Source organism: Rhizobium changzhiense, from assembly GCF_013087625.1.
Lineage (GTDB): Bacteria > Pseudomonadota > Alphaproteobacteria > Rhizobiales > Rhizobiaceae > Rhizobium > Rhizobium sophorae.
Genome location: NZ_JABFCQ010000001.1, coordinates 951,182 through 964,945 on the forward strand (window position 1 = coordinate 951,182; position 13,764 = coordinate 964,945).

Genomic DNA, 13,764 nt, shown 5'->3' on the forward strand with positions numbered 1-13,764 from the left:
CTGCACACGTTTGCGCGACATGCTTCAGTTTCGGGCCGCCCGCATGCCCTCATTCATTAGATATTTCTGAAATATAGTCTCGAGCATGTCAGGGCTGACGGGTTTCATGATGACGTCGTCCATGCCCGATTTGACGCATTCGGCGCGGTCACGCTCGAAGGCCTGGGTGAGCACGCCGATGATCGGGGTGCGGATGCCGCCGCCGGTTTCCTCCATCTGCCGGATGAGGCGCGCGGCCTCGAAGCCGTTGAAGCCCGGCAGGGAAATATCCATCAGCACGATCTGCGGCCGGTGCTCGGCCCAGACGCGCACGGCCTCGTCGCCGGTCGCTGCAAGCATGTGGCGATAGCCGAGACCTTCGAGGATCTGCGAAAAGACGATCTGGTTGATATCATTGTCTTCGGCGACGAGAACCTGCAGGCCGACCGGATCGTCGGAAATACTAATTTCCCAATCCGCATCCGAACCGGCGGCGCTGCGGCTGTTGCGATTGAAATGGCGGGCGATCTGGAAGGTGAGCTCGTTGGCGATCTGGAAACCGTCCATGACGAGCGCCGGGATGCCGTATTGCTCGGCAAGCTCGAGGCAGCGCATGCCCATCTGGTTGTCGATGATCAGAAGATCGAGCGAGATGCCGGAGGAGGTGGCGATTTCCAGGAACCGCTCCTCTTCATCCTCGCCGCGGACCGAGCAGGATTCGAAGCCGTATTTCGTCAGCGTCCGCAGCGCGGCGGTCTCGGCGGCGAGGTCGGCCGTGACGACGAGGACCTTGCGGCCGGAGAAATTCTCCGGAACGATCGCTTCCATCGCCGCCGGTTCGCGCCGTGCGATGCCGGTTGGTACCGGCACATAGGCGCGGCGATAGCTTTGATTGCTGGAGGCGGTGATGGCGGACGCTTGGCCGAACTCGTCGAGATCGGCGCCGTCACGCGGCAGGTCCTGCATGGTCGACACCAGGAAATAGCGGCCAGGCTTGCCGATGCGGTGCTTGCGGCTGACGATATCGCGCTCGATGCCGTCGCGGGAGATCTGCCGCTGGCGGGAGACGGACATCTCGCCGGTCTCCAGCACATGGCGGTCGCTTTCTTCGAAGCGCTTTGCGATCTCTTCTGAAAAAAGATCGCCGCTCTTGCGCCCGAGCACTTCGTCGGCGCTCGTCTGATATTTCTCGCAGAAGGCAAGGTTCACCGCGACATAGGTGAGGTTGCGATCCTTGACGAAGAGCGGGAACGGCAGATTGTCGAGAATATCCTCGGTGAGCTGCACCCGCTCCAGATCGGAGCGCCATTGCTCTTCGCGCTTCTTGTTCTCGGAAATATCGGAGATGATGGTGACGCCGTAACCGCCCGGCAGCCTGCGCTTGACGAAGCGGACCCAGCTATCGGCACCGTGGCGCTCGATGGCGTCGAAGCGCTCGCGCCAATGCGAGGCGATTTTCTGCGACAGCCAGTCTTCACGGCTCAGCGAGCCACCCTGCCTGACATCATACTGCTGGCGAATGCCGGTGTCATACATCGCGCCGAGGAAATCGCGAAGCCGCGTGCCCGGCTTCAGCATCTCGGCGGGCAGCGGAAAGAAATCGAGAGTCTGGCGGCTGGCGAAGATCAGATGATCGTTCTTGTCATAGATGATGAAAGCTGCCGAAAGGCTGTCGCACACCACATCGAAAAGCGCCGTCTGCAGATCGGCCTCGGCGGGAGACCCATCGATTTCTGATGATGTGTCCGCCTTTTCGAAGCCGGCACTCATGCTATTGCGTCCCACATCTGTTCGATTTCGAAAGCTTCCGGAGGTATGTGATTAGAAATGCCATTTTTATGTTAAAACCGGCTTAACATTACCTATTCCCAAATTTGGGGGAGGACCGGATCACGTTTCGGGAAAGCCCGTCGAAACCCCTTCCCTCCGGCCCGCGAATCCCCGAAAATAGCCCATGGCCATCAGACAGCTTTCCGAAACGCTCATCAACCAGATCGCCGCCGGCGAAGTCATCGAACGGCCGGCGAGCGCTGCCAAGGAATTGATCGAAAACGCGCTCGACGCGGGCGCGACGCGCATCGAAATCGCCACATCAGGCGGCGGCAAGGCGCTGCTGCGCGTCAGCGACAACGGCTCGGGCATGAATGCGGCCGATCTGGAACTGGCGGTCAGGCGCCACTGCACCTCGAAGATCTCGGAGACGCTCGAGGATATCCGCACGCTCGGCTTCCGCGGAGAGGCACTGCCCTCGATCGGCTCGGTCGCGAGGCTCAGCATCGCAAGCCGCAGGCGCGACAGTGCCGGCGGCCACGAGATTGCCGTTGCCGGCGGCAAGATCACGCATCTGCGCCCGGCCGCCGCCAATCCCGGGACGATCGTCGAAGTGCGCGACCTGTTCTTCGCCACACCGGCCCGGCTCAAATTCCTGAAGACGGAAAAAGCCGAGGCCGGCGCCATCACCGAAATCGTCAAGCGCATGGCGATCGCCTTTCCCGCCGTGCGCTTCGTACTGTCGGGCTCGGACCGCACGACGCTGGAATTTCCGGCGACCGGCGACGACGATCTGGCCCGCATGGCGCAGGTGCTCGGCAAGGAGTTCCGCGACAACGCCATTGCGCTTGACGCCGTGCGCGAAGAGATCGCGCTTACCGGCTTTGCCGGCGTGCCGACCTTCAATCGCGGCAACTCCGCCCATCAATACGCCTTCGTCAACGGCCGGCCGGTGCAGGACAAGCTGATCCTCTCGGCGATCCGCGGCGCCTATGCCGAGACGATCCCCTCCGGACGCCATCCGGTGGCGGTACTGTCGATCACGCTCGATCCCGCTCTCGTCGACGTCAACGTGCATCCGGCAAAATCCGACGTGCGGTTCCGCGACCCGGGCCTGGTGCGCGGCCTGATCGTCGGCGCCATCCGCGAGGCCTTGGCGCGCGACGGCAGCCGGGCGGCGACGACCGGGGCGAGCGACATGCTGCGTTCCTTCCGCCCCGGCTTCCAGCCGTCCGCCCAGCGGCCGCAAACGGCATGGTCGGCCGAGACCTCGCCCTCCCGGCCCTATCAGCCGACAACGGGTCTCAGTGAGCGGCCACAGGCGTCCTTTGACGGACTTTCGATGCCGACGGCGCGGGCCGAGCCGCAGTTTTCGCCGCAGCCGGCAGCCCCTGAACCAACCGCACGGTATCCGCTCGGCGCGGCGCGGGCGCAGATCCACGCAAACTACATCGTCGCCCAGACCGAGGACGGGCTCGTCATCGTCGACCAGCATGCTGCGCATGAGCGGCTGGTCTTCGAGGCGATGCGCAAGGCGCTGCATTCGAAGCGGCTGGCCTCGCAGGTGCTGCTCATCCCCGAGATCATCGATATCCCGGAAGAGGATTGCGACCGGCTGATGCTTCATGCTGCCGAGCTTTCCGAACTCGGCCTTTCGATCGAGCGTTTCGGCCCCGGGGCAATCGCCGTGCGCGAGACGCCGGCCATGCTCGGCGAGGTCGATGCGCATGGGCTGATCCGCCAGCTTGCCGACGAGATCGCCGAATGGGACACGGCGTCCGGCCTGTCGGCTAAGCTCGAATATGTGGCGGCGACCATGGCCTGCCACGGATCGGTGCGCTCCGGACGGCGGCTGCGGCCGGAGGAAATGAACGCGCTGCTGCGGGAAATGGAAGTGACGCCCGGCTCCGGCCAGTGCAATCACGGCCGGCCGACCTACATCGAATTGAAACTCAGCGATATCGAGCGGCTTTTCGGCAGAAGCTAAAAAAGCTGGAAAAGCAGTCCTTTCGAGAGTATGGCAAGGGGATGACAGACTGCAGGGAACGGAGCGCATGAATTTGTTCGAAGGCCATGGAAACCGCGAAGCGAAGATCCGGTATCTCGATGGCGATTTCCAGATTCTCTCGCCCGGCTCCTATGTCGTCTGTGCGATGACGGGAAAACAGATCCCGCTTGACGAATTGCGCTACTGGAGCGTCGCCCGGCAGGAACCCTATGCCGACGTGATCTCGGCCATCGATGCCGACAAACGCGCCGGCGTGCTGCCGAACCAGCGGCGCTAGAGCAATTAGGCCCCAGCCTTCATCTCCCGCAGGCGCCGCTCGCGGCAGGCGGCGATCGCCCGGTCGATGATGAGGCTTGGTGCGCGGTGATCCTCGAAGACCATGTCGACCTCGATCACCCGGCTCTTTTCGGCGAGCCGCGCCGCCTTGCCGTTATGGCCGGAAAGGCGGACGAAATCCTTGGAGGTGGTGACGATCAGGAGACCTTGACGCTCGGCGGTCGTCAGGATGTCGTCGATCTCCTCTTCGGTCAGGTGCTCGTGGTCGCCGAAGCTCTTGGCGACGACGATCTCGGCGCCGCGCGCTTCAACCGTGCGGAAGAATTTGGCGGGATCGGCAATGCCGGCAAAGGCGAGCACCTTGGTGCCGGCCAGCGTGTTGTCGCCGCGGACTTTCAGCGATGCGGTGAAATAGGGCTTTGCCGCGCGCGCCGCCATGCGGACGATCCTGTCGGCCGCATTGCCGCCACCGACCTTCAGCAAAGCGGTCGCAGAACGCAGCTGCTGGCGGATCGGCGCGCGGACCGGACCACCCGGCACGATATGGCCGTTGCCGAGGCCGCGCGTCGCGTCGATGACGAGCAGGGCATAGTCGATCGCCAGCCGGGCACTCTGGAAACCGTCATCCATGATGATGAGATCGGCGCCCTCCGCCACCAGCCGCTGAGCCCCTTCGACGCGCCGGCGGGAAATCACCGTCAGCGCTTCCTGGGCAAGCAGCAAGGGCTCGTCGCCGACGGCAATCGCCCGGTGATGATCGGGGTCGACCACGGTGGTCACATCGAGCGAGCCGCCATAACCCCTGCTGAGAAAACCGGGCTTCAGCCCCTTCGCCTTGGCGGCGCGGGCAATCGTCAACGCCGTCGGCGTCTTGCCGGCGCCGCCGACGGTGAAATTGCCGACGCAGATGACGGGAATAGGAACGGAGGCGCGGCGCGCATGGGCCATGCGGTGGCCGGCGATACGGCCATAGAGAAAAGAAAGCGGCAGCAGCAGCCAGGCCCGCCAATCGGCTTTCCTCCACCAGAACGGTGGCGCTTCAGATATCATCTTGCCGTCCCGCTCCCCTGTCCCTCGACCGGCCGGATTGAGAAGCCAAAATCGATGAAAATGCAAGCCCTTACGGATTAGGCCGGCTGCAGATCCGGCAAGAGCGTCTCGATGGCGGTGATATCGTCGAGCACGTGGTCGGCCGCAGCGGCAAGCGTCTCCCGCGAACCGGTGCCGGTCAGCACCGCGATCCTCAGGCCCGTGCCGGCATTCAGACCCATGTGCAGATCGTGATTGTTGTCGCCGACCATGGCGACTTCCTCAGGCAAAAGACCGGTCGCGGCGCAGAAGCCGAGCACCATGCCCGGCTCCGGCTTGACACCGAAACCGCTGTCATAGCCGGCGATGTAATCGACATAACGGGCAAAACCGAAACGTTCCGCCGTCTGGCGGATCGACCGCTCATTGTCGCTAGAGGCGACACCGAGCTTGAAGCCGCGCCGATGCAGCCGAGCGAAGAAGCCGGCGAGATCGGTAACCGGCACGGAAAATTCGGCGGCGCTGGAAAAGAGATCGTCGAGGCGGATCGTCAGCTCGCCGACATCGACCATCGAGCCCGCGGCAACCAGACCCTCGGCGATCTGGCGGGTATTGCCGGCGGCAAGCAGGCTATCGGGAACGATATGGCCGGTCACCGGATCCATGCCGCAGGCCGACAGCAGCCGGTCGGCGAGAAGCGGATCGCCTTTGGCGGCGATACGGGCAAGCTCGCGGTTGACCGGCAGCCAGCTCTCGTCATAATCGAGCAGCGTGCCGTCCTTGTCGAAGAGGATGCCTTTGATAGTCGCCGCAGCCGACATCATATCTCCTTAGACCTGGGCCACGGCCTTGGGCAGCAGCCGCGCCTTCACCGTCAACGGATTGATATAGGGTTCCAACCCCTTCACCGTCGCCGTCAGTGCGCCGCGCATCTCGTGCACGGCGGTGATGCCGGCCTCGATCATGTTGCGGCGGGCGTCGTCGTTGATCAGCAGGTAATGCACGCCCTTGGCCAGCATTTCGGTATCGCGCACCATGCGGGCGCTGCCGCTGCGGGCAAGCTTCTGATAGGCATCGCGGAAATTCTGCACATGGCCGCCAGAGAGAATGGCGCAGCCGAGCATGGCAGGCTCCAGCGGGTTCTGGCCGCCTTCGGCAAAGAGCGAACGGCCGACGAAGGCGATTTCCGTCAGGCGCAGATAGAGGCCCATTTCGCCGATCGTATCGCCAAGGAAGATATCGACATCGGCGGACAAGACATCGTCGCGGGTGCGGCGAGCGACCTTCAGCCCCTGTTTGACGAGCGCCGCCTCGATCTCGTCGCTGCGCTCGGGATGGCGCGGCACGATGATCGTCAATTGATGGTCGCGCTCCCTGAGCGCCCGATGAACGATGGCGGCGGCATTCTCCTCGCCGTCGAAGGTCGAGATCGCCGCCCAGGTCTTGCGCTCGCCGATCTGCTTCTTGTAACGGGCAAGCACAGCGCTGTCATAAGGCGGCGCGTCGGTATCGACCTTCAGATTGCCGGAAGTGATGACGGGCACGGCGCCGAGATCGCGGAAGCGTTCGGCATCGACATCCGACTGGGCGATGACCAGGGCGAGATTTTCGAACAGGGCTTCGGCGATCGCCGGGCGGCGGCGCCAGCGGGCAAAGGAGCGGTCCGACATGCGGGCATTGATCAGGATCTGCGGAATGCGGCGGCGGCCGAGCTCCAGCACCGTTGCCGGCCAGATCTCGGATTCGGCGATGATGGCGCAATCGGGCTGCCAATAATCGAGGAAGCGGCTGACGGAGGGCTTCAGGTCGAGCGGCACATATTGATGGATCGCTTCCTGGCCGAGGCGCTCGGCGGCAAGCTTGGCCGACGTGATGGTTCCGGTCGTCAGGATGACATGGATGTCGCGGCGGCGGATTTCGCGGATCAGCGGAATGACGGCGTTGGTTTCACCGACGCTTGCGGCATGGAACCAGACGAGCGGCCCCTGCGGCCGGTTTGCGCTCGGATAACCGAAACGTTCCAGGCGGCGGGCTCGGTCTTCCTTGCCCTTGGCCGTGCGGTAGGTGATATAGAGGCCGACGACAGGAGAGGCCACGGTTCCCGCCAGACGGTATGCGTTCAGACCGAACCGCGCCATCCGGGAACTCATCGCGCCAGCCTCCGATCAAAACCGATCGACATCAAACCCATTCCCTAATTATCGTTGCGGCCGCAATGGCCGATTAGTTTGTTCAGAATGCGTCAAACAATCCGGATCGACGGCGCGCGCCATGCACCAAAGCCCGCTCGACGAGCGGCCGGCCGCCGGCACTTGGCTCGGGTCAGTTGCCCTTGGCCTTTTCCTGCGGATCGAGCAAACGATGCATGTGGACGATGAAGTAGCGCATATGCGCATTGTCGACCGTCTGCTGCGCCTTCGCCTTCCAGGCCGTCAGCGCCGTGGCATAATCCGGGAAAATGCCGACAATATCGAGACCCTGCAGGTCACGGAACTGGACGTCATCGAGGCTTTCCAGTTCGCCGCCAAAAACGAGATGCAAAAGTTGCTTCTTGTCACCGGATTCAGTCATTTTTTGTTCTCTTTCTGCCTATTCTCCTCCGCCACCCATCTGCGGGATTTTGACGGAAACGTCAACTGCCTCGTCGCCCCGCAAAGGCCGCGAGGAATTCACTGATGCGGGGCGTTGGCGCCGCACAGAGGACCTTGTGGGTGACTTCGGCGCGATTGTAGACGATCGGCTGGCCCTCGATGTCGACGAGGCCGCCGCCGGCGCAGACAAGGATCAGATCGGCAGCGGCAAGGTCCCAATCATGTGAATTACCCTTGACGAAGGTGCCTTCGAGACGACCGTCCGCCACCATGGCGATGCGATAGGCGAGCGAGGGAATGTATTTCTCGCGCGTCACCCGCTCTTGGAACTCCGGCGGAAAGGTCTTCAGCAGGTCGTCGCCGATCGCAAGGCGGCTCATCTCTTCCGGTCCGGCCGCCGAGACGGTGAAGGGAACGCCGTTCTTCAGCGCCACGCCGCCCTCGACCGCCTCATAGAGCTCCTCGAGCGCCGGGGCATAGAGCACGCCGGCGACCGGCCGGCCGCGATGAACGACCGCGACGCTGACGCACCAGACCTTCTGGCCGCCGAGGAAGGCGCGCGTCCCGTCGATCGGATCGATAATGAACAGCGTCTCGCGCGAGAGACGGTCGGCATCGTCGTCGGTTTCCTCCGACAGCCAGCCATAATCCGGCCGGGCCTTGCGCAGGATAGTCTCGAGCGTCTTGTTTGCGGCGAAATCGGCGGCGCTGACGGGAGAACGGTCCTCGTTCTTCCACCAGACCTCGGGAGACTGGTTGAAGAAGCCGAAAGCGACGGCGCCCGCCTCTTTCGCAGCATCGGCGATCAGCGCGAGATCGCTCTGCCAGCGGGCTTTTTCCCTATCGCTCATCCCGTCAATCCGTTTCTTACTGCCCTGCGAGCGTCATGCCTTCGATGGCGAAGGTGGGGGCCGCGACGCCGAACTTGCGATCGATGTCGTTTGCCGGCGTCAGGCGCATGAACATCTCCTTGAGGTTCGAGGCGATCGTCACCTCGGAAACGGGGAAGGTGAGTTCGCCGTTCTCGATCCAGAAGCCGGTGGCGCCGCGGCTGTATTCTCCGGTGATCATGTTCACGCCGTGGCCGATCAATTCGGTGACATAAAAGCCGTTGCCGACGCTGCGGATCAAATCCTCCGGCGAGATGTCGCCGGGTTCCAGGGCAAGATTGGTGGAGGAAGGCGAGACGGCGGTGCCGCCGCGCACGCCGCGGCCGTTGGTTTCGAGGCCGAGTTCGCGCGCGGTCGAGGTCGAGAGGAACCAGTGCTTCAGGACACCGTCCTCGATCATCACCAGCCGCTCGCCGGACACGCCCTCGCCATCGAAGGGCCGCGAGGAAGGGCCACGCACGATCAGCGGATCGTCGGTGATCGACAGGCCTGACTTCAGCACCTGCTGGCCCATCTTGTCGCGCAGGAAGCTGGATTTGCGGGCGACCGCAGCACCATTGATCGCACCGGCGATATGGCCGACGAAGCCGCGGGCGACACGCGGGTCGAAGATGACGGTGACGTCCTTGCCGGTCGGCACCTGGCGCGGATTGACGCGCTTGATCACCCGTTCGCCGGCGCGCCGGCCGATTTCAGAGGGATCGTCGAGCTCGGCATAATAGAGGCGGCTGTCGAAATCATAATCGCGCTCCATGCCGGTGCCTTCACCGGCGATGACGCTGACGGAATGACCGAAACGCGAGGCCATGTAACTGCCCTCAAAACCGTGCGAGGTGGCAAGCACGAGGCCGCCCATGCCGGCGGAAGCGCCGGCGCCGGAGGAATTGGTGACACCCTTGACCGCAAGCGCGGCGGCCTCAGCTACAAGAGCCGCCTCCCGCAGCATCTCGGAGGAGACCTCGGTGGTATCGAGCAATTGCAGGTCGGGATAGTATCTCGAAAGGCTCGCCTCATCCGCCAGGCAGGCGAAGGGGTCTTCCGGAGAAACCTTGGCCATGGCGACGGCGCGTTCGGCCAGCGCCTGAAGATCGAAACCCGGATTGGCCGAAACGCTGGCGACGCGCTTGCCGATGAAGACACGCAGCGAAAAATCGTCGCTTTCGGAAGACTCCGTGCCCTCGACCTTGCCGAGGCGGACGCTCACCGATTGCGAGCGCGACCGGACGACGACGGCGTCGGCGGCATCGGCCCCTGCCTTCCTTGCCAGATCGATCAATTGACTTGCGCGGGAAAGAAGTGTCGAGGAATCAATTTCAGAGGACATGATTTGGCCTTTCCTTCGGCTTCCATTTATTGTGCACTCTCCCAAGCATCAAGGCCGCCGCCGCCGATTCTTTATCGGGGCTGCCTGCGTGCTCCCTGCCGTTGAAAGAAATTGTCAGCATGTCAGCGTCCAATGCCTTTTTTTCCGAAACGATCCTGCTGCTTGGCGGGGCGGTGGTCGCCGCTCCGATCTTCAAGAAACTCGGGCTCGGCACGGTGCTCGGCTATCTCGCCGCCGGCATCGTCATCGGCCCGGTCTTCCACGGCATCACCGATGGTGAACAGATCCTCGCCGTCGCCGAACTCGGCGTCGTCTTCCTGCTCTTCATCATCGGACTGGAGCTGAAACCCACCCGCCTCTGGCAGATGCGGCGCGACATTTTCGGCCTTGGCACGGCGCAGGTGGTGCTGACGGGCCTGGCGCTGACCGCGCTTGCCTGGTTTTCCCAGGTTCTCGACTGGCGCGGCAGCATCGTTGCCGGATTTGGCCTGGCGCTGTCGTCGACCGCCTTCGCCATGCAGATCCTCGAGGGCGACGGCGACGTCAACACCAGATACGGGCAGCGCTCCTTTTCGATGCTGCTGTTCCAGGACCTGGCGATCGTGCCGCTGCTGGCGCTGATCACCATCCTCGACGGCGGCGACAAGGGCAGCAACGCGCCGCTGTTGGATTTCGCCATCGCCGTCGGCGCGGTTGCGGCGATGATCGTCATGGGGCGCTACCTGCTGACGCCGCTTTTCCAGATCATCGCCCGGACCGGCGCGCGCGAGGCAATGATCGCGGCCGCCCTCTTCGTCGTCATGGGATCGGCGAGCCTGATGCAGCTGGCCGGGCTTTCGATGGCGATGGGCGCCTTCCTATCCGGCGTGATGCTCGCCGAATCCTCCTACCGGCACGAGCTGGAGGCGGATATCGAGCCCTTCCGCGGCGTGCTGCTCGCTATCTTCTTCATCGCCGTCGGCCTGTCGCTGCAGCTCGACGTTCTCTTTGACAACGCGCTCTTCGTCATCGTCGCCGTGCCGATCGTCATGGCCGTCAAGGCGATCGTCATCTACGGGATCTGCCGGATTTCCGGCTCCCCGCACGACGATGCGATCCGCATCGCCTTCCTGCTGCCCCAAGGCGGCGAATTCGGCTTCGTGCTGTTCACCACGGCGGGGGCGGCCGGGCTGATGTCGACGAGCACGGCCTCGCTGCTGGTCGCGATCGTCACGCTGTCCATGGCGCTGACGCCGATCGGGTCGGCCCTTTCGAAGCGGCTGCTGCGCGGCGATGAGCAAGAGGAGCTGGACGAAGATTTCGAGGGAGCCGGCGCCGATGTGCTGATGGTCGGCTTTTCGCGTTTCGGCCAGATCGCCGCCCAGATCCTGCTTGCCGGTGGGCGCAGCGTCACCGTCATCGATTTTTCGGCCGACCGCATCCGCCAGGCCTCCTCCTTCGGCTTCCGCATCTATTTCGGCGACGGCGCCCGCAAGGACGTGCTGCGCTCGGCCGGCATCGACCGGGCGAAGATCGTGCTCGTCTGCACGCAGAAGAAGGAAATCACCGACAAGGTGGTGGAGCTGGTGCAGGCCGACTATCCGCATACACGGCTCTACGTGCGCTCCTACGACCGCATCCATTCGATCGAACTGCGCAACAAGGGCGTCGACTACGAGCTGCGCGAAACGCTGGAATCGGGCCTGCTCTTCGGACGGCGAACGCTGGAGGCGCTCGGCGTTTCCGAGGTCGACGCCTATGAAATCGGCGAGGATATCCGCAAACGCGACGAGGCACGCCTGGTGCTGCAGGTGTCCGAAGGGCTGCAGGCCGGGCGCGACATGCTGTTTTCCCACCCTGTCCGCCCCGAACCGCTGGTCAAGCCGAAGCGCGCCGCCGATCCTTTCGAGGACGATCCGCTGGCCGGAACCGCGGATGCAACGGCGGATGCCTGATCGCCCCGACCTGCTTGCGAAATTGACGCATTGAATATCAAGGGGGCGGCGTTTATCAAACCTCCGATCGGAGCGATCCAAGAGGGAATCTTGATCAGACGGACGAGACAGATCGAACAATGGGCGCTGCGCATCCTGTGCGCGGTCGCACTGGTGTTCGTCGGCTTCGCTCATCAGCTGCCCGCCGCAGCGGCTGGCGAATTTGATCCGGCTGAACTTAACCAATATGTGCTTCCGGACGGGACGCTGCCGACGCTTTGCGTCACCACGACGGACAAATCCGGTCAAGACCAGCACGACAAGGCGCATTCGCACGGTTGCGAAGCCTGCCGGATCAGCGCCTCCATCCTCCTGCCGGCGCCGACGGACATCGCCGGTGCTGCCATACCCTTTACGGCTGCAGTTGAACTGCCGATCCGGACCGAGGCCTTCCATCGCCAGCTTTTCCCGCCTAATACCGGTCCTCGGGCTCCTCCTTCCGATCCGATCCCTGCCTGAATTTCGCGTTGCGGCAGGCGCCGTGATGCGCCTTTCAACGCCGGCCGACCTGCATACGTGCCGTCGGTCGTGGATACGGATCCATTCTCATGTCGACTATTACTGCTGCCGAACCGGCAGAGGACGTCGCAAACGGCGTTTCCCTCTACCGTGCCATCTGGCGCTGGCATTTCTTTGCCGGGCTCCTCGTCATACCCTTTCTGCTCAATCTGGCCGTTACCGGATCGCTCTATCTCTTCAAGGACGAGATCAACAACGCCTTCTTCGGCTACCGCTACAGTGTCCAGCCGGCTGGCGAAACGCTGTCGGCGGAGCGGATCGCAGAGATCGCCGCCTCCGCCGTGCCGGGCTCAACCGTCACATCCTACAAAGACCCGGTCCTGCCCGAGCGATCAGCCATCGTCACTCTCTCCGGCGATGCCGGCTCGATGCTGGTCTTCGTCAACCCCTATGACGGCAAGGTGCTCGATGTGGTCGGATCGACCGACGAGTTCAATTATGTCGTCAAGCGCATCCACAGCCTCGCCTATTTCGGCACCCTGACGAACCGGCTGATCGAAATTGCCGGCGGCTTTGCCATGGTGCTCGTCGTCACCGGCATCTATCTCTGGTGGCCGCGACGCCAGACGGGCGGCGTCATCAGCGTGCGGGGAACGCCCGGCCGCCGCGTTTTCTGGCGCGACCTGCATGCGGTGACCGGAGCCTTGGCCGGTGTCCTGATCTTCTTCCTTGCGATGTCAGGCATGCCATGGTCGGGCTATTGGGGTGCGAACGCCAATGCCTGGTTGACCGAACATGGCCTCGGCTATCCGGTGCAGCTCTGGGACGACGTGCCGAAGTCGCGGAAAGTCACCGAGGATATCCTTCCGAACAGCGGCTGGATCGTCGAGAAGGCGCCCGTTCCGCTTTCCGATATCGCCGCAGCGCAATCAGCAAGGCCAATCGGCCTCGACAAAGCCGTGGAGATCGCCAAACGGCTGGGCATGGCGCCGGGCTTCGACGTGGCGATCCCCTCCGACGAGACGGGCGTCTACACCGCCTCGCTCTTTCCCGACGATCTTGCCGACGAACGCACGCTCCATATCGACCAGTATTCCGGCAAACCACTGGTCGATATCGGCTTCGATCAATATCCGTTCCTCGGCAAAGCGATCGAGTGGGGAATCAATGTCCACCAAGGACAGGAATGGGGGCGTTTCAACCAGCTGCTGATGCTCGCAACATGCCTCGCAATTGTGCTCAGTTGCATGACCGCCGTCGTCATGTGGTGGGAACGGCGCCCGATCGGCCGCCTCGGCGTGCCTCCCATGCCGCCAAAGCCTTCGATCTATTACGGCCTGTGGGTGATTGTCGGGATATTCGCCGTCACCTTCCCGATGAGCGGGCTGGCGATCCTCGTCATGATCGCCTTCGACCAGATCGTCGTGCGGTTCGTACCGTTGCTGAAACGCGTTCTCGCTTGAGG

Annotated in this window: 12 protein-coding genes; 5 read left to right on the forward strand and 7 right to left on the reverse strand. The window is 63.3% G+C overall.

Annotated elements, in window-relative coordinates:
* Window positions 1-24 precede the first annotated feature (24 nt).
* Window positions 25-1,749 (reverse strand): response regulator, encoded by a 1,725-nt coding sequence (locus G9X68_RS04795; RefSeq protein ID WP_171601475.1) that lies wholly within the window; start codon window positions 1,747-1,749, stop codon window positions 25-27.
* 184 nt (window positions 1,750-1,933) lie between these two features.
* On the opposite strand from G9X68_RS04795, the gene mutL reads away from it, so the two are divergent.
* Together mutL and G9X68_RS04805 are read left to right on the forward strand one after the other, a co-directional pair.
* Window positions 1,934-3,736 (forward strand): DNA mismatch repair endonuclease MutL, encoded by a 1,803-nt coding sequence (mutL, locus tag G9X68_RS04800; protein WP_171601476.1) that lies wholly within the window; start codon window positions 1,934-1,936, stop codon window positions 3,734-3,736.
* A gap of 67 nt (window positions 3,737-3,803) precedes the next feature.
* Entirely contained in the window at window positions 3,804-4,034 is a 231-nt protein-coding gene (locus G9X68_RS04805; RefSeq protein WP_003545832.1) for a DUF2093 domain-containing protein, read from the forward strand.
* A gap of 5 nt (window positions 4,035-4,039) precedes the next feature.
* Here the strand turns inward: G9X68_RS04805 and lpxK are convergent, their stop codons facing one another.
* From lpxK to G9X68_RS04835, 6 genes are all read right to left on the reverse strand, one after another.
* Window positions 4,040-5,083 (reverse strand): tetraacyldisaccharide 4'-kinase, encoded by a 1,044-nt coding sequence (gene lpxK, locus G9X68_RS04810; RefSeq protein WP_171601477.1) that lies wholly within the window; start codon window positions 5,081-5,083, stop codon window positions 4,040-4,042.
* Between the two features lie 77 nt (window positions 5,084-5,160).
* On the reverse strand, window positions 5,161-5,883 hold the full coding sequence (locus G9X68_RS04815; RefSeq protein ID WP_171601478.1) for an HAD family hydrolase: 723 nt from the start codon (window positions 5,881-5,883) through the stop codon (window positions 5,161-5,163).
* A 9-nt stretch (window positions 5,884-5,892) separates the two neighbouring features.
* On the reverse strand, window positions 5,893-7,212 hold the full coding sequence (gene waaA / locus G9X68_RS04820; protein WP_129418081.1) for a lipid IV(A) 3-deoxy-D-manno-octulosonic acid transferase: 1,320 nt from the start codon (window positions 7,210-7,212) through the stop codon (window positions 5,893-5,895).
* Window positions 7,213-7,384: 172 nt separating this feature from the next.
* Window positions 7,385-7,633 (reverse strand): DUF4170 domain-containing protein, encoded by a 249-nt coding sequence (locus G9X68_RS04825; RefSeq protein ID WP_017962996.1) that lies wholly within the window; start codon window positions 7,631-7,633, stop codon window positions 7,385-7,387.
* 61 nt (window positions 7,634-7,694) lie between these two features.
* Window positions 7,695-8,504: a 3'(2'),5'-bisphosphate nucleotidase CysQ gene (locus G9X68_RS04830; protein ID WP_171601479.1), complete on the reverse strand. Its 810-nt coding sequence runs from the start codon at window positions 8,502-8,504 to the stop codon at window positions 7,695-7,697.
* A gap of 16 nt (window positions 8,505-8,520) precedes the next feature.
* On the reverse strand, window positions 8,521-9,867 hold the full coding sequence (locus G9X68_RS04835; protein ID WP_171601480.1) for a TldD/PmbA family protein: 1,347 nt from the start codon (window positions 9,865-9,867) through the stop codon (window positions 8,521-8,523).
* A gap of 119 nt (window positions 9,868-9,986) precedes the next feature.
* Here G9X68_RS04835 and G9X68_RS04840 point away from each other — a divergent pair, with 119 nt between their 5' ends.
* The 3 genes from G9X68_RS04840 to G9X68_RS04850 all read left to right on the forward strand — a co-directional run bounded on the left by G9X68_RS04840 (window position 9,987) and on the right by G9X68_RS04850 (window position 13,762).
* Entirely contained in the window at window positions 9,987-11,801 is a 1,815-nt protein-coding gene (locus tag G9X68_RS04840; protein WP_171601481.1) for a monovalent cation:proton antiporter-2 (CPA2) family protein, read from the forward strand.
* 90 nt (window positions 11,802-11,891) lie between these two features.
* Complete coding sequence (locus G9X68_RS04845; RefSeq protein WP_171602158.1) at window positions 11,892-12,299, forward strand: hypothetical protein; 408 nt, start codon at window positions 11,892-11,894, stop codon at window positions 12,297-12,299.
* A gap of 89 nt (window positions 12,300-12,388) precedes the next feature.
* Window positions 12,389-13,762: a PepSY-associated TM helix domain-containing protein gene (locus G9X68_RS04850; RefSeq protein ID WP_171601482.1), complete on the forward strand. Its 1,374-nt coding sequence runs from the start codon at window positions 12,389-12,391 to the stop codon at window positions 13,760-13,762.
* The last annotated feature ends 2 nt before the right edge of the window (window positions 13,763-13,764 follow it).

Excerpts from the sequence above, each read along its gene's own strand:
- G9X68_RS04825 (WP_017962996.1), bottom strand. The coding sequence starts at position 7,633 with ATGACTGAATCCGGTGACAAGAAGCAACTTTTGCATCTCGTTTTTGGC.
- G9X68_RS04830 (WP_171601479.1), bottom strand. The coding sequence starts at position 8,504 with ATGAGCGATAGGGAAAAAGCCCGCTGGCAGAGCGATCTCGCGCTGATC.
- G9X68_RS04805 (WP_003545832.1), top strand. The coding sequence starts at position 3,804 with ATGAATTTGTTCGAAGGCCATGGAAACCGCGAAGCGAAGATCCGGTAT.
- G9X68_RS04850 (WP_171601482.1), top strand. The coding sequence starts at position 12,389 with ATGTCGACTATTACTGCTGCCGAACCGGCAGAGGACGTCGCAAACGGC.
- G9X68_RS04835 (WP_171601480.1), bottom strand. The coding sequence starts at position 9,867 with ATGTCCTCTGAAATTGATTCCTCGACACTTCTTTCCCGCGCAAGTCAA.
- mutL (WP_171601476.1), top strand. The coding sequence starts at position 1,934 with ATGGCCATCAGACAGCTTTCCGAAACGCTCATCAACCAGATCGCCGCC.
- waaA (WP_129418081.1), bottom strand. The coding sequence starts at position 7,212 with ATGAGTTCCCGGATGGCGCGGTTCGGTCTGAACGCATACCGTCTGGCG.
- G9X68_RS04815 (WP_171601478.1), bottom strand. The coding sequence starts at position 5,883 with ATGTCGGCTGCGGCGACTATCAAAGGCATCCTCTTCGACAAGGACGGC.
- G9X68_RS04840 (WP_171601481.1), top strand. The coding sequence starts at position 9,987 with ATGTCAGCGTCCAATGCCTTTTTTTCCGAAACGATCCTGCTGCTTGGC.
- G9X68_RS04795 (WP_171601475.1), bottom strand. The coding sequence starts at position 1,749 with ATGAGTGCCGGCTTCGAAAAGGCGGACACATCATCAGAAATCGATGGG.
- lpxK (WP_171601477.1), bottom strand. The coding sequence starts at position 5,083 with ATGATATCTGAAGCGCCACCGTTCTGGTGGAGGAAAGCCGATTGGCGG.